Consider the following 15,487-nt stretch of genomic DNA (forward strand, 5'->3'; position numbering starts at 1 on the left):
AAGATGAGGAATTTCTTTTTATTTGTCTTGGCGTTATTTTTTGTCGGATGTGCTAGTAGCACGCCAAATATCTCGGTAAAAACGAGCGATCCGATATTTTTTACGCTTGGTGAAGCAAACAAAAGCGTCTATGTAAATTTTAAAAATAGCGCGACTGGACAAGATGTAAATGCTCAAATTTTAAGCGAATTTGCAAAGGCTGGCTTTAGAAATGAGCCAAATATCAAAAATGCTGACTTCATCATCCTTGGCGACGTGCAAAGCTTTTCTAGGACAACCAAAAGAGATCCTAGATTTTCAATGGGTATGGGATATGGCTTTGGCAGACCAAGTTTTGGCTTTGGCTACTCGATGTTTTTCCCATTTGGTTATGATGATTATGATGACGACTTTAGCACAAACAGCTATGCTTACTACATGCAAGTAAGCGTACTAGTGCGTCCAAGAGATGGTGGCGAGAAAGCGACAAATATCTCGCTCATGCAAGCTGGCAATGTCTACTCGCCAAGCTATATCTGGCCATTTTTCAAAGAGCGCCTAGCAAAACAGATCGTCGGCTTTTTCTATAATGTCTCACAAAAGTAGGTGGAAGTTAGTAAATTTAAAAGGATTTAAATGCTAGTTGATGGAAGCTATGAAATTTTATCTTGTGATGATGTCGAGCTTGGTATAAAAAGAAGCTCTACTTTATCATTTTATGCCTGTTATGACAATGTTAAAGAGGCAAAAGCGCTTTTGGTTATCATCCCTGGGCTTGGAGAGGACTCTGACTCTAGTTATAGGACTCATCTCATGCGAACCATGGCAGAGTCTTATGATGTGGCGTGCATTAGTGTGGATTATCACTGTATAGGCAACCGCCCGCAGCTTGGAGCTAAATTTGGGCTTGATGATATAGACTGCGCTATCTTAACAAAAGAGCTAGCAAGTATAGGTATAAATTTACCAATTGACCTAAAGAGTATTGATTGCCACGAGAAAGTCGATGCATTGCTTAAATTTCTTAGTCAAGAGATCACGCTGCGAAAAGAGAGCGGGGTTTTGCCAGATGATTTTAAGCTAAAAGCTAGCATTACTATGGTGCCAACTAAAAACGAATACCAAAATTTTTGTGTTATGCAAGCAATGGATGTGCTAAATGCTGTGCTTTATACAAAAAATATATAAATAGTGCCAAATTTGAGCATCTACCTGTCATAATGGTAGGTAGCTCACACGGCGGATATTTGGCGCATATGTGTGCTAAGTTTGCCCCGTGGCTAGTTGATGCCGTGATAGATAATAGCTCTTACGCTATATTCTTATGGCGTCTTATTGGTTTTGGCAAAGAGATCGATTTTACTAGTTATCCTTGTTTTGGCACTGGCACTTTGTATCAAAATTTGTTTCTTTATTTTTTTGATAAGACCTACTGGACGCTTAATGAAAAGTCGCCTAACTATTTTATCGACGCTAGAGAAGAGATAAGAAATATCTTAAATTTAGATCATTTAAATGTTCAAAGCGGTTATAAAAAGCCAATTTACGTGAGCTATCACTGCATTTTTGATGAAGAAACAGCCCCAGCAAAGGATAAAACCGAGCTTTACGAGGCTCTTAAAAAGCTTAAATTTGACGCAACACTTCATATGATAAAAGATGAGAGCGAGGTTGATGGCAAATTTATAAAGTCTCTAACTCACGGCATGGGGATGTCTTATAAACTGCTTTTGCAAAGAGAGCTGCCTAGCGTTATGAAGAAAATCTTGTCTAAAAAAGATAAAAAAGATAAGAACAATGAAAGATGCATAGAGTATAAGTGCGGTGATTTGCTTTATAAATTTAGTGAAGCCTCAGATCAGATAAGGCTTGAGGTTGCTAATATTTAAATTTAGAGCCGTTTTTATCTAAAGCTAGAGGCTAAATTTAAGCTCCTAGCTTTAAATATCTTTAGTTATCTATCATAAAATCATAAAATTCGTTGTTATATCCGACGTTTCCTATCTTGCTGTATTGTATAAGAGCTGCTTTTATGTTATCAATTTGCTGATACATAAAGCCAAGAGCAGCTCTGTTTTCAACAGCGCTTGGATCATTTAGCTTTGTTAGCTCCAAAAGTGCGATCGCATTTGTTATTTTGTTTGCTCCAGTGGCTGCCACAGAGGCCAAAAAGAGCGTTCCAGCGTCATTTATCTTAAACTCATCTATAACCTCATTATAAAGCTTAAAACTCTCGTCAAAGTCGTTTGTAAAGATATCCACATATGCCAAAGTCTGGATCAAATTTGTATTCTTTGGCGCACTCTTTAGCTCCGCTCTTAGTTTGTCGCGCTCCCTTGTTAGCAAGCCTGAGATCTGAAGTAGCTTGATGTACTGCTTTTTGATGATATCAGCGCCGTGATAAAAGGCATTCGAGTCGAGATTTTTATCGTTAAAGTAAATTTGTATCGCTTTTGCGTACTCTTTGATGTTTTGATCTTTGTTTTTAGAGATGAAATTTAAGATATTTGCGATGATATCGTTTGGTAAGATTTTCATGAGCTCATCAGCTTTTTTTGACATTAGCTCATCGTTGTTTGAAATTTTAGCGGTGATGATATCAAAGGCTAAATTTAGCGTCGTAGGCTCTTTTGGCTCTTCAAGCCACCTTATCATCGCACTTTGGTTGCCGCTAATCAGGCTTAGAAGCGAGGCATATAAATTTACAGGCTTTAAACTCTTGTCGTTTTCTAAATTTTCGCCGATCTCTTCAATGAGTTTTGGGTTTAAATTTCTATTTATATCTAGACAAATCGCCCCAAAAATACCTGCAAGATGGTTATTTACATCTTGGTGATAGCTTGCTATGAAGTGCTTTGCTGCAAGGCTAAAATTTCCAAGCTGAGCATAACTTAGGGCGAGGTTGTATTGTAAGATAGAGTGATTTGGATAAGTGCTGGCTAGCTCTTCAAACTCTTTATTTGCTTCTTTTAAGCGGTAGCTTAGTGCTTTTGCAATAGCTTCGCTAAGTTTTGCATTTACTTTTGAAGCAGCCGCACTTTGGCTAAGATAGTCGTTTGCTGCTGAAGTATCGTCTAAAAAGACGCTAACACCGCCTTTTCTTATCTGCTCGATACTCTGTTTTGCATCAAAGACCTTGTAAGGTGCGAAGTAAAAAAGGGTCTCATAGCGCCTTGTTCTATCAAAAAACATATCGTCGCTAAAGTGTGCCTGAGCTAGGCTGACATCAAAAAGATCAGGCTTTAGCATCGTTTTTATCTTGTAAATTTTGCTTGGCAAAGAAGCATTGTAGTCGTAAACATCTTTGATAAATGCTGCTGCATCGCCATAGTCAGAAGTTTTTAGATCAATTAGCGCCTCAGTCATCTTGATAAGATCGATATTTGGCGTATTTTTAGAAGCTTTTGTTAAATAATCCCTTGCCTTGTCATATTTGCCAAGTCTTGCATAGAGCTGTGCTAGCGTGAAGTCGGCCTTAAATGCCTTTTGCCCTTCAAGCTTAGCTATTGCTTTCTCATCATCTCCAAGAAGTGATAAAATTTTTGCACTTAAATACGCATATTCGTTTTTATAATCTGCGGTATTTGGATGAGAAAGTGCTTGAAGCGCCTCGTAATAGTTGCCTTTATAGTAGCTTATAAGCGCGTAGTAATAGCTATAAAGTGGCGAGTTATTTTCATACTGCAAAAATGAGTCAGCAAGTCCTATATAGTAGTTAAAATTTTTAGTGTTATTTAGCTCAAGTGAGCAAACAGCAGCGTTTATGGCACTAACCGCCGTGTTTTCTCTATCGGTTATGGCTTTATTAAAAGATATGATCGCCTCATCACATCTTTCTTGTTTCATCTGCGAAACGCCGAGGTTGTAGTTTGAGAGAGACTGGTTATAAACAGCTATGTTTTCATAAATTTTTAACGCTTCAAATTTATTGCCACGCTCGTAGAGCTGATTGGCCTTATTTATCATCTCATCGATCTTTGAAGCGCCAAAATTTTGCGTTTGGTAGTTGTTTTCTATATTTTTTACGATACTTGCAGTATCTATGTTCTCTTTTTTGACTTTCTTTAGCAAGACAACTAGCAAAACCACTATCAAGATGATAAGTACTAGAGCGACCACGCCTGCTATTATAAAGAGCTTTTTATTGCTCTTTTTTACAGGGATTGGCTCTGGGATGCTCTCATCTTGTAGAACACCCTCACTTGCGATACTCTCAAGTGAGACGATCTCTTCAGGTGCCTCGGCTTTTGCCTCTTCAGGCGCTTGCTCTGCTTGCTCGCCAGGTGGTTTTAAAACTACAACCTCTTCTTCAGCCACTACATATACCTTTTAAGAACTTCTGGAATTTCGATAGTGCCATCTACTTTTTGGTAGTTTTCCATGATAGCAATAAGAGTCCTACCAACAGCTAGACTCGAGCCATTTAGCGTATTTACAAGCATATTTTTCTTGCCATCTTTAAAGCGAATTTTTGCACGCCTTGCTTGAAAATCACGAGTATTGGAAATAGAGCTAATCTCTCTATATTTACCTTGACCAGGTAACCAAACCTCAAGGTCTATCGTCTTTGCCGCGCTAAAGCCAAGATCGCCACTGCAAAGAAGCATATGGCGGTGAGGAAGTCCAAGGCTAGTTAGTAGATCGCTTGCGCACGATACCATCTCATTTAGCACATCTTCGCTTTGATCAGGCTTTGTGATGCTTACCAGCTCGACCTTTTCAAACTGGTGCTGGCGGATCATACCTCTAGTGTCACGTCCTGCTGAGCCTGCCTCTTGGCGGAAGCATGCTGAGTAGCAAGTCATCTTTATAGGAAGCTGCTCAGCTTCAATGATCGTGTCATTGTATAAATTTGTCACAGGCACTTCGCTAGTTGGGATGAGGTAGAGATCCTCGTCGCGTACTTTGTAAAGATCCTCTTCAAATTTAGGCAGCTGACCAGTGCCAAAAAGTGTGTTTGAGCTTACTAGATAAGGGACATTTACAAGCTCAAAGCCACGTGAGCTATTAAAGTCGATCATGTAATTAACAAGCGCTCTACTAAGTCTTGCTCCCATGCCACGAAGCACGGTAAAGCGAGATCCTGAAAGCTTTGCGCCCCTTTCAAAGTCAAGCCAGCCAAGACTCTCACCTAACTCCCAGTGCTCTTTTGGTGTAAAGCTAAATTTAGTTGGCTCAAGCACCGTTTTTATGCAGACATTATCGTCCTCGTCCTTGCCAAATGGCACGTCATCATCGGTGATATTTGGCACGTTAAATGAAATTTGCTCAAGCTTTTCTTCATATTGTTTAACGATCTCATCAGCATCAGCAAGTGCGGCTTTGTTTAAATTTAGCTCATTTTTAAGCTCACTTACGTCTTCACCGGCTCTTGCCTTTATGCCAAGCTCTTTACTCTTTGCGTTTTGGATCGCTTGGAAATTTTCAAGTGCTTTTCTCTTTTGCTTTAGCTCGTTAAAAGTTTGTAAAAGCTCGTCAAGTAGCCCAGCTTTTACATTTTTGCCCTCAAGTTTTTTTACAAATTCATCGTAATTTGTCTCGAGTAGTTTTAAATTTATCATTCCGTATCCTTAAACCATAAACATAACTTTTGCAAAAAGTACGATAAAAACTGCCGCTGTTAGCGCAAATGGGTGAATGTTGCCAAGTGGGCTAGGACGTTTAAATATAAATTTGCAGCTCAAATTTGTTATAACCGCAGCTACGATTAGCATCGCTAAGAAAAATTTGATCATAAAAATGATTTGTAAATTTGTCTCAAAGTAGCCTCCAGCCTTTGATCCGACCCAGTTACTCATCATCATGCCTCCAGTTAATACCAAAAGCAAGATACAAAGTGGCATTATCTTAATGGCAACTGAACCGATAGCTTGTTTTGCCTTTTGAGCAAGCTCAGGTGGCATTTTTTTACAAGCTGCCTTAAAAATGATTACATCAAAAAAGAGGTAACCAACAAAGATGATTGCACAAAAAAGATGAACTATCTGTGCGTATGGATATAAATTTTGCATATTTTTCCTTTATTAATAAATTCCGACTGCTTCACGAACTTTTTTTATTGTTGTTTGAGCAACATTACTTGCCTTTTTGGCTCCTATTTCTAAAATTCCAGACACTTCGTCAGGATTATTTTGATAATGCTCAAATTTCTCTCTCGCATCTTTAAAATAGTCCCAAATAAGATCATTTAGATAAGCTTTAAAGTGCCCATGACCCTCGCCACCACGCTCATATCTAGCTTGAAGCTCTTTTTGCCCACTCTCGTCTAAGAAAAGTTTGGCGATATTATAGACGTTGCAGTTTTGCCACTGTTTTGGCTCTTCAAGCGGTGTGCCGTCTGTCACGATGCTAGAAATTTGCTTTTTAAGCGTCTTGGCGTCTGCGAAAATATCGATCGTGTTGCCGTAGCTTTTGCTCATCTTTTCGCCGTTTGTGCCAGGTACAGTGGCGACATTTTCATCGATCTTTGCCTCAGGCAATGTAAAAATTTCTCCATGCTCGTTGTTAAATTTTATCGCGATATCACGCGCGATCTCTACGTGCTGGATCTGGTCTTTGCCCACAGGTACGACCTGCGCATTATAAAGCAAAATGTCAGCTGCCATCAAAACTGGATAGCTAAAGAGTCCGTGGTGCGAACTAAGACCTTTTGCGACTTTATCTTTATAGCTGTGCGCGCGTTCAAGAAGCCCCATAGGCGTATGCTGGCTTAGCACCCAGTAAAGCTCAAGCACGTCTTTAACGTCACTTTGCACCCAAAATATGCTTTTATTTGGATCGATCCCAAGTGCTAAAAACGCACACGCAGCCTCAAAAGTGTTTTGTTTTAGGGCTTTGGCCTCGCTAAGGCTTGTCATCGCGTGGTAGTTTGCTATAAACATAAACATCTCGTTTTGCTCTTGCATATCAACCATCTGCTTTATCGAGGCAAAATAGTTGCCAAGGTGTAGTTTGCCGGAGGGTTGGAGGCCGGTTAATACTCTCATCTTATCCTTTCAAATTTTGGCTTTTTCTCGTGAGCGCTTTTGATAGAGATTTGAAATTTTAAGCTTTCGGCAGACTATGTGTCTAGCCTCGGCTTAAAATTTCTACACAACTATCAAAATTATCTCGCGATACTTCGCCAAAATGCTTTTTAAATTTTAACGTTACATTAGAGTTTTTGTATCTAATCTAATCTTAAAATTTAACTAGCAGACCATGCGTCTAGCCTTCGCTAAAAAACAAAATTTTGCCTTGCCTAAACAAAATTCTTTACCAAAAGCTTTTAAATTTTAACATCACGTTAGACTTTTTAGTCTAGCTTAATCTTAAAATTTTTATCACACAACTCTCGTCGCTTTAGCGTTGCGAATAAAGTGAAGCAAAAAATCATCTTACGATACTTTGCCAAAATTTCTAACTACAAAACGTTAAATTTAGCTCAAAGACTCGAAATTTCAACACCACGCCAGATAGCCATCTAGCCTGATCTTAAAAATTTATCGTTGCAAGCAGCAATCACGCTACTTTACAACTAAATTTTTAAAAGCATCCTTATTTCTTTTACGATCTGCTTTGGAGTTTTACCCTCGACTTCAACGATGTAATCAGCCTTTTTCTCATAAAGCTCCTCGCGCTCCAGATGCAATGCCTCAGCTCTTTTTAGATCACTTAAAAGCGGACGTTTGGCGAGCTTTTTCTCGCTATTTTTGCTATTTTTTAGTCTTTGCATGATCGCATTAAAACTAGCTTTTAGATAGATCACGGTGCCAATTTTCTTTAAATTTTTAACCTTGGCAAAGCCTCCACCTGTCGAGATGATTGCATTTTTGACATTTGTGGCTAGAAATTTGGCAAGGTCTTTTTCAAGCTGTCTAAAATGCTCTTCTCCAAATTCATCAAAGATAGCTTTTATCTTCATATTTTGTGAGCTCTCTAGCAGGTCGTCGCAGTCAAGATTCATCGTCTTTAGTGCCTTGCTTAGCGCCCTTGCAGTCGTGCCCTTGCCAACGCCCATAAACCCTATCAAAACGATATTATTGTTCTTTGTTTTCATCACTCTCTCCACGTTTTTTAGGGATTAGCACGATAGGCACGCCAGTTAGATTAAAGCTCTCTCTAAGTTTGTTTGTTAGGTAGCGTTTGTAGCTAAAGTGCAGGCATTTTGGGCGGTTCATTATGAGGGCTATCATGATAGGTGCGGTTTTAAACTGCACTGCGTAGTAAATTTTCACAACTCTGCCTTTATCTCGTGGCAGTGGATGCGCCTTGGTCGCTTCACCGATCACTTCATTTAGCTTTGAAGTTTGGATTTTTTGGGTGTAGTTTTTATAAATTTCAACTATAAGTGGATAAATTTTATGCACTCTTTTGCCGCCAAGCGCTGAGACACTGATGATCGGCGCGTATGCTAGAAATTTAAACCTATCTTTTATCTCTTTGCAAAGCTCGTCAAATTCTTCGCTACTTTTGTCCCATTTGTTTAGCACGATGATAACGCCAAGCTCAAATTTAGAGGCGATGCCAGCGATACGCTCATCAAGCTCAGTTAGTGGCTCAGAGCTATCAAGCACGAGTAGAGCCACGTCTGTCTCTTCTAAAATTTTCTCAGTTCTATTTAGTGCGTATCTCTCAATACCCTCGATCTTACCACGCTTTCTAATACCAGCAGTATCAACAAACTCAAAAACCCTGCCATCATGCTCGTAAATTTCATTAACCGGATCGATCGTAGTGCCTGCTACGTCGCTAACAACGGCACGACTCTCTTTTACAAGAGCATTTAGAAGTGAGCTTTTGCCGACATTTACGCGGCCTATGATACCAACTCTTATATTTTTGCTCTCATAGTCTATCTCGTCGCTTAGCTCGCCCTCGTCGTTATAGTTTTCTAAAAAATCATCAAAATCTTCGCTTGTATCGGCCTTTATCTGCACTTTGTTTTCTAAGTGCTTTGCTAGCCACATGCTAAGCTCATCTATGCCTGTGTTGTGGCTTACAGAAATTCCAAATGAGTTTTTTGCGCCAAAGCTTACAAATTCCCACTCCCTTTGCTCATCTTTTTTGCTGTCTATTTTATTGATGACTAGAGCGATTGGTAAATTTAGCTTGCTAAGCTCGTAAAAAATGGCTCTATCCTCGTCATCTGGCATCATTTTGCCATCGACCATGTATAAAATGACGTCTGAATTTCTAGCCTCTGCCAAGGTCTTTGCTTTTACATTTTTAAAAAGCTCGCTACTATCATCAAGGCCACCACTATCGATTAAAATACACTCTTTACCCTCAATCTCTATCTTAGCTTTGTTCGTATCTCTTGTCGTGCCGCTAACATCGCTTGTTATAGCGATACGACGACCAGCTAAGCGGTTAAAAAGTGAGCTTTTGCCGACATTTGGCTTGCCTACTAATATTACTTTTTGCAAATTTTGTCCTTTTCGTGATGGCTGATTATACAAATTTTTGACTTATATAAAGTATAAAAATTTGCTTAAAGGCGCCAAAATAAAAGAAAAAATCAACCAAAATTTAAGCCACTTTTCATTAAAATGGCTACTTTAAATTTAAAGGTTATATGATGTTAAAAAGATTTTATATTTCGCATCTTGGCATTTTTTATATGCTCTTTGCTTGCTTTATGTTTGCCGTTACTGGCGCATTTGCAAAGTATCTTAGCAAAGATATGCCATCTATCGAAGTTGTATTTTTTAGAAATTTAATAGGCCTTTTTATTGTTATTTATGCCATTTATAGATTTCCATTTAAGCAAGCTGGCGGACACTTTTTCTTGCTGATGTTTCGCGGTTTTGTCGGCACAGTGGCACTTTTTGCTTTTTTTTATAATGTCGCTCATGTAAATTTGGCCACAGCTTTTACATTTCAAAAGACAAATCCAATCTTTACAGCTATCCTTGCAGCTTTTATTTTTAAAGAGCGTCTAAGCTCACTTGGCTGGTTTGCTGTATTTTTGGGATTTGGTGGAATTTTGCTTGTTATCCAGCCAAATTTAGGCATAAGCAAGACTGATATTATCGGTGTTTGGAGTGGCCTTGGTGCGGCGATCGCATACACGAGTGTTAAGGAGCTAAACAAGAGCTACGGTACAAATGTTATCGTACTAAGTTTTATGCTTTGGGGCTCGTTTTTGCCACTTATTTGCATGGGTTTGGCAGAATTTTTCACCTACGAGCCACTTGATTTTTTGTTTTCAAAATTTAGCATGCCAAGCTGGTATAACGTTGTTTTTATCTTGCTAATGGGACTTAGTGGATATTTTTTTCAGTCGTACATGACAAAGGCGTTTGCGGTTGGTAAAAAGGCTGGAGTGATCGCTGCAGTTAGCTACGCAGACGTTATTTTTACACTTATAATTGGCTATTTTATGGGCGATGTATTGCCAAATCAAACGGCACTTTTAGGTATCTTGCTAGTAATAGTGAGTGGAATTTTAGTTGTTAAAGAAAAATAAAGGAGAAAAAATGATACTAATAGCAGGACCTTGCGTCATAGAAAGCGAGCAGCTCGTTTTTGACGTGGCAAAAAGGCTGGTTAAATTTAACGAAGATAAGCGGATAGATTTTTATTTCAAATCAAGCTTTGATAAGGCGAATCGCACGAGTATAAGCTCGTTTCGCGGGCCCGGACTTGAAAAAGGGTGCGAAATTTTAGCTAAGGTAAAAAAGGAATTCGGCTTTAAAATTTTAACCGATATCCACGAGAGCTACCAGGCCGCGCCTGTTGGCGAAGTGGCCGACGTGCTGCAAATCCCCGCGTTTTTATGCCGTCAGACCGATCTGCTCGTAGCTGCGGCTAAGACAAAGGCGGTCGTAAATATCAAAAAAGGGCAGTTTTTAGCAGCCTCTGCGATGAAACACTCGGTCAAAAAAGTGCTAGAAACGCGCGGCGTAAAGGGCGAGGGATACGAGGTCGCTAAACAAAACGGCGTGTGGCTAACGGAGCGAGGCAGCACCTTTGGCTACGGAAATTTAGTAGTAGATATGCGAAATTTGGTGCTGATGAGGGAGTTTGCGCCGGTGATTTTCGACGCGACGCATAGCGTGCAGATGCCGTCGGCTTTGGGCGAGAAAAGCGGCGGAGACGCGAGATTTGTGCCCTATCTAGCGCGAGCTGCGGCGGCTGCCGGCGTGGACGGATTTTTTTACGAGACGCACGTAAATCCTTGCGAGGCGCTTTGCGACGGGCCTAATATGCTAAATTTGGACGAGCTAGACGCAAATATCGATCAAATTTTTAAGATAAAGCAAGCTCTTGGCGATGCAAACTAAGGGCTTTTTGTGGGTATTAGGCGGCGCGGTCGCCGAGTGCGGCTGGGCGTACGGGCTAAAACACGCCCAAGATGCCGTAGGATTCGCGCTTACTGCCGCGTTAGTCTGTGTTAGCTTCGTATCGTTTATAAAGGCTTTAAAATACATCCCCGTTAGCGTCGCATATACCGTATTTGTGGGGCTTGGGGCGTTTTTTGTGGTGATCGCCGAGATCGTGAGCGAATTTCGCGCGAGCGGTCAGACGCCGGATTTATTGCGGCTATTTTTCATAGCGACGCTGATCGCGGGCGTGTTGGGGCTAAAAAGGCTAAAATCTTGATGCACGTTTTAGCTCTTTTGGCGGCCGGGTGTTGCGAGGTTTTGGGCGTGTTTTTTCTAACGAAATTTCAAAAAAGCGTCGGCGTGAAAAAGGCGGCGAATTTTTTGATTTTAACCGCAAATTTCGCCCTTTCGCTCTGGCTTTTGAGCTACGCGATGCAGGCGATGGCGATGTCGGTGGCGTACGCGATTTGGACGGGCATCGGAGCGATCGGAGCCGTGGGCGTCGGGATAGTGTTCGATAAAGAAAAAATGAGCGCGCAAAAGGCGTTTTATCTATCGCTAATAACGCTAAGCGCGGTAATGTTAAAGATAAGTTAAAGGAGAAATCAATGAAAATAATCGAAGGAAATTTGGCTCTAAAAGGCGGTGAGAAGGTCGCCATAGTGGGTGCTAGGTTTAATCATATCATCACCGATAGGCTGGTCGAGGGTGCGAGGGATGCGTTTTTGCGTCACGGCGGGGATGAGGCGAATTTGAGCCTCATTTTGGTGCCTGGCGCATTTGAGATACCGATGGCGCTTGAAAAGGCGCTAGCTAGCGGTAAATTTGACGCAGTTTGCTGCGTGGGAGCGGTTATCCGCGGCTCTACGCCTCACTTTGACTACGTTAGCGCCGAGACTACCAAGGGTATCGCAAACGTCACGCTAAAATACGGCAAACCGGTGACCTTTGGCGTGCTAACGGTCGATAGCATCGAACAAGCCATCGAGAGAGCGGGCTCAAAGGCCGGAAATAAGGGCTTTGAAGCGATGACGGGCGTAATCGAGATGCTAAGCTTATATAAAAATTTGGAGGCGTAAAATGGCGACTCGTCATCAGGTCAGACAAGCCGTCGTTTCGCTACTTTACTCAAACGAGATAAATCCAGTAACTGCTGCATTTGAAGAGGAATTTCTGGAAGAGAAAAAGATAAGAAACGAGCGAAAAAGTGAGGCGCTGCAGACTTTTAAAGAGGTGCTCGCAAATAAAGAAAAACTAGATGAAATTTTAAAGCCATATCTAAAAGATGGTGATTTTAGCAAAGTTGGCGCGACTGAGCTTGCCATTCTTAGACTTGGGCTTTATGAGATGAAATTTAGCCAAACTGATAAAGCCGTCATCATAAACGAAGCGATCGAGCTTGCGAAAGAACTTGGAAGTGATCAGGCGCCAAAATTTATAAATGGCGTACTTGATAAGCTAAAGGACGATCTGTGAGGCTCTGCGTCGCACTTGATATGGCTAGTCGTGAAGAGAATTTAGCCCTTGCTAGTGAGCTAAAAGGGCTTGATCTTTGGCTAAAAGTAGGGCTTAGAAGCTATCTTAGGGACGGAGCAAAATTTATAGAAGAGCTAAAAGGGCTTGGAAATTTTAAAATTTTCCTCGATCTAAAGCTCTATGATATCCCAAATACGATGGCGGATGCGGCTGAAGTCGTCTCAAAAATCGGCGTAGATATGATAAATGTGCATGCTAGCGCTGGTGAGCGCGCAATGAAGACAGTTATGGATAGGCTAGCTGGTCTTGGAAGCCGTCCTTTAGTGCTTGCAGTATCGGCACTTACTAGCTTTAGTGAGAGCGAGTTTGACTCTGTTTATAACGATACGATCGCAAGAGCTGTTAGGAAATTTAGCCAGATGAGTTTTGAAGCAGGGCTTGATGGAATGGTCTGCTCTGTTTTTGAAAGCAAGCTCATTAAAGATGTAACAAATGAGAAATTTATCACTCTTTGCCCTGGTGTTAGGCCTTTTGGCGAGAGCGCTGGAGATCAAAAAAGAGTAGCAAACTTAGTGAGTGCAAAGCAAGAAGGTAGCGACTTTATCGTTGTTGGTAGGCCGATTTATGAGAATGTAAATCCAAGAGAAATTTGTGAACGAATTTTGGAGCAAATTTAAAATTTGAACTTGTGTGAAGTGATTTTTAACTAAGCTTTTTTACAAAATGTTGCGTGAAGATGATATCAAAGCGAAGTGAGGAGCTAAATTTGAGTGATTTTAAGAAAATCCTCTTGTTGGCTGAGCGGCTAAAGTGTATCTACTAGTACTTGGTTAAGGATATCGCTTTACTAAATGGCGCGGATCATAGCAAGATGTTCGAGTGCACAAAGGCGTTTGGTCGCGGTAGCGATAGGCGTTTTTATATGTTTTATCGTATGATTTGCTACTACGCCAATACGCCGCACCTAGACAAAGCCAAGCTAAAATGGTAGCTTTGGAAGGATTAAATTTGCAAAATTTGACTTGCGGAGAGTCGTTTAAATTTGAGTAGTTTTGCGCGGCTATTTTTCTATGGGAGAGTGGCAGGCGCGAAAATGTAAATTTAAGCAAGATATCAGCGGCGTTCAATTATAATGCGATTTCTTTTTATGGACAGATGGGTGAGTGGCTGAAACCACACCCCTGCTAAGGGTGCAGCTCTTAATCGGGGCTCGAGGGTTCAAATCCCTCTCTGTCCGCCACAAATTCATTAAATTCCATTTATATATCCCTAAATTTCAATGTTTTAGCTATATTTTTAAATGAATATTTTTGTCCAAAATTTCGGACAAATCAGATTTGTTACAGAAAATTTGCTATTTTGTTACAGAAACTATTTGGATTATTCCATGAGTTCTAGAATGATCACCAAAGTTCCTAACAGACCAAATTTTTATTTTTTTGATACGGCTATTAAAAATAACAAGAAAATAACAGTAAAGTATTGTTTATTTACTAAGGATCTGGATGAGGCAAGGATACTGGCCAGACTTATAAAAAACACTGCAAATGATGAACTATCACGCCATCTAACAACAAAACACCCAAATCTTAAAAGCTTGACATCCTTAATAAACATAAAAAGACAAAATGAACATAAGATAAAACAAGAACGTTTATATTTGGATGTGAGTGAGTATAAAAAAATATCTCAAAGTGTTATAGCAAAATTTTACAATGTTTCAATATCAGTGCAAGATAAATCAGAAATAGAGGTGACACCAAATAATAAACAAGAGAAGTCAAGTGAGCTAAACAAGTCAGTGTCTTTTGAGACAATAGCTAAAAGATACGTGTCAACCGAGTGTTTGAAGCTAAAGTCCAGTGATAAGACCAAGGGCTATTATATTAAGACTGGCAAGCTTTTGGATGAGTTTTTTAAAAATCATTCAGGGGAGTTTAAATACAGCGATGCTGAAGGTTTTCAAGTAAGCTTGTTAAATAAAAATCTAAACAAAAAGACTATAAATAATTATACGTCTTATTCTAAGAGGCTTTTTAATTACGGTATAAAAATAGGCAAGCTTACAGTAAATCCTTTCAAAATGCTTACATCTTTTAAAATTACATCTGATGAGAAGTCGCCAAAAGATAATTTTACGTTAGATGAATTAAAGATAGTTTTTGACACTCAAAGAAAAGATTTGAGAGATTATATGATGTTTGCACTTCATACGGGATTAAGACTAAATGAAATTTGGCAACTTGATAGCGACAATGTTGGTGAGCAGGATGGAATAAAATTTATAAATGTTAGAACTGCAAAACAAAGAGGGGGAGTGAAAAAGTATAGACAGATACCTTTGCATGAAAATATTGAGTATTTAAGCGATCTAAAGTGGCTAGAAAATATTAAGAGCAGTAAGGTTAATAGCGATTACTTTAGTAAGCGATTAAATAGACACATCCATAAATGTATCCCACTAGCAAACGTTACATTTCATAGGCTTAGGGGAAATTTTGCTAAGGCTATAAAGGATTACTGTTTGGAGAATTCCTTGACCGATCTAACATCTGTTTTGCTAGGACATAGTGCCGATCTTGCAACTGATACGTACGCAAAGGAAATATCTTTAAAAGCTAAGCAAAATTCTATGATTGGACTAAAAATTTTTAAATTTTTACATAACCAGTGATTTTTGAAAGCAATCGGTATAATTAGTAATAAAAGCAAAAAGGATTTTC

The 15,487-nt window shown here is 39.8% G+C and carries 15 protein-coding genes, 1 tRNA gene and 1 pseudogene; 11 read left to right on the forward strand and 6 right to left on the reverse strand.

Annotated elements, in window-relative coordinates:
• Nucleotides 1-3 precede the first annotated feature (3 nt).
• Together CVT17_RS01910 and CVT17_RS01915 are read left to right on the forward strand one after the other, a co-directional pair.
• Entirely contained in the window at nucleotides 4-585 is a 582-nt protein-coding gene (locus CVT17_RS01910) for a hypothetical protein (RefSeq protein ID WP_107858480.1), read from the forward strand.
• Between the two features lie 30 nt (nucleotides 586-615).
• Nucleotides 616-1,868 (forward strand): annotated as a pseudogene (locus CVT17_RS01915) (DUF2920 family protein).
• 61 nt (nucleotides 1,869-1,929) lie between these two features.
• Here the strand turns inward: CVT17_RS01915 and CVT17_RS01920 are convergent.
• The 6 genes from CVT17_RS01920 to der form a co-directional block, all read right to left on the reverse strand.
• Nucleotides 1,930-4,296 carry a tetratricopeptide repeat protein gene (locus CVT17_RS01920; protein WP_107858481.1) on the reverse strand — a complete coding sequence of 789 codons (2,367 nt, stop codon included), beginning with the start codon at nucleotides 4,294-4,296 and terminating at the stop codon, nucleotides 1,930-1,932.
• On the reverse strand, nucleotides 4,296-5,540 hold the full coding sequence (gene serS / locus CVT17_RS01925) for a serine--tRNA ligase (RefSeq protein ID WP_107858482.1): 1,245 nt from the start codon (nucleotides 5,538-5,540) through the stop codon (nucleotides 4,296-4,298). The genes CVT17_RS01920 and serS overlap by 1 nt, the downstream gene beginning before the upstream one ends.
• A 9-nt stretch (nucleotides 5,541-5,549) precedes the next feature.
• Nucleotides 5,550-5,990 carry a hypothetical protein gene (locus CVT17_RS01930; RefSeq protein WP_021090475.1) on the reverse strand — a complete coding sequence of 147 codons (441 nt, stop codon included), beginning with the start codon at nucleotides 5,988-5,990 and terminating at the stop codon, nucleotides 5,550-5,552.
• Between the two features lie 12 nt (nucleotides 5,991-6,002).
• Entirely contained in the window at nucleotides 6,003-6,965 is a 963-nt protein-coding gene (gene trpS, locus CVT17_RS01935) for a tryptophan--tRNA ligase (RefSeq protein ID WP_107858483.1), read from the reverse strand.
• Between the two features lie 530 nt (nucleotides 6,966-7,495).
• Nucleotides 7,496-8,017, reverse strand: coding sequence for a shikimate kinase (locus tag CVT17_RS01940; protein WP_107769744.1), 522 nt, complete (start codon nucleotides 8,015-8,017; stop codon nucleotides 7,496-7,498).
• On the reverse strand, nucleotides 7,998-9,386 hold the full coding sequence (der, locus tag CVT17_RS01945; protein WP_107769743.1) for a ribosome biogenesis GTPase Der: 1,389 nt from the start codon (nucleotides 9,384-9,386) through the stop codon (nucleotides 7,998-8,000). The genes CVT17_RS01940 and der overlap by 20 nt, the downstream gene beginning before the upstream one ends.
• Nucleotides 9,387-9,538: 152 nt before the next feature.
• On the opposite strand from der, the gene CVT17_RS01950 reads away from it, so the two are divergent.
• From CVT17_RS01950 to CVT17_RS01990, 9 genes are all read left to right on the forward strand, one after another.
• The gene (locus tag CVT17_RS01950; protein WP_072593874.1) at nucleotides 9,539-10,429 is read left to right on the forward strand and encodes a DMT family transporter; all 891 of its coding nucleotides are present in this window, start codon (nucleotides 9,539-9,541) and stop codon (nucleotides 10,427-10,429) included.
• 10 nt (nucleotides 10,430-10,439) lie between these two features.
• Nucleotides 10,440-11,246, forward strand: a complete 807-nt coding sequence (gene kdsA / locus CVT17_RS01955; protein WP_107769742.1) for a 3-deoxy-8-phosphooctulonate synthase — start codon at nucleotides 10,440-10,442, stop codon at nucleotides 11,244-11,246.
• The gene (locus CVT17_RS01960) at nucleotides 11,236-11,565 is read left to right on the forward strand and encodes a DMT family transporter (protein WP_107770047.1); all 330 of its coding nucleotides are present in this window, start codon (nucleotides 11,236-11,238) and stop codon (nucleotides 11,563-11,565) included. The genes kdsA and CVT17_RS01960 overlap by 11 nt, the downstream gene beginning before the upstream one ends.
• Nucleotides 11,562-11,885: a DMT family transporter gene (locus tag CVT17_RS01965; protein ID WP_107769741.1), complete on the forward strand. Its 324-nt coding sequence runs from the start codon at nucleotides 11,562-11,564 to the stop codon at nucleotides 11,883-11,885. Before CVT17_RS01960 ends, CVT17_RS01965 begins: the two co-directional genes overlap by 4 nt.
• A gap of 11 nt (nucleotides 11,886-11,896) precedes the next feature.
• A complete protein-coding gene (ribH, locus tag CVT17_RS01970; protein ID WP_021090940.1) occupies nucleotides 11,897-12,367 on the forward strand; it encodes a 6,7-dimethyl-8-ribityllumazine synthase in 471 nt (156 codons plus the stop codon).
• Nucleotide 12,368: 1 nt separating this feature from the next.
• On the forward strand, nucleotides 12,369-12,764 hold the full coding sequence (gene nusB, locus CVT17_RS01975; RefSeq protein WP_087578360.1) for a transcription antitermination factor NusB: 396 nt from the start codon (nucleotides 12,369-12,371) through the stop codon (nucleotides 12,762-12,764).
• A complete protein-coding gene (gene pyrF / locus CVT17_RS01980; RefSeq protein ID WP_107769740.1) occupies nucleotides 12,761-13,441 on the forward strand; it encodes an orotidine-5'-phosphate decarboxylase in 681 nt (226 codons plus the stop codon). The genes nusB and pyrF overlap by 4 nt, the downstream gene beginning before the upstream one ends.
• 472 nt (nucleotides 13,442-13,913) lie before the next feature.
• Nucleotides 13,914-14,004, forward strand: a tRNA-Ser gene (locus CVT17_RS01985).
• A gap of 60 nt (nucleotides 14,005-14,064) precedes the next feature.
• Complete coding sequence (locus CVT17_RS01990; protein ID WP_230853308.1) at nucleotides 14,065-15,438, forward strand: tyrosine-type recombinase/integrase; 1,374 nt, start codon at nucleotides 14,065-14,067, stop codon at nucleotides 15,436-15,438.
• Nucleotides 15,439-15,487 lie beyond the last annotated feature (49 nt).

Source organism: Campylobacter concisus (assembly GCF_003048775.2).
Lineage (GTDB): Bacteria > Campylobacterota > Campylobacteria > Campylobacterales > Campylobacteraceae > Campylobacter_A > Campylobacter_A concisus_I.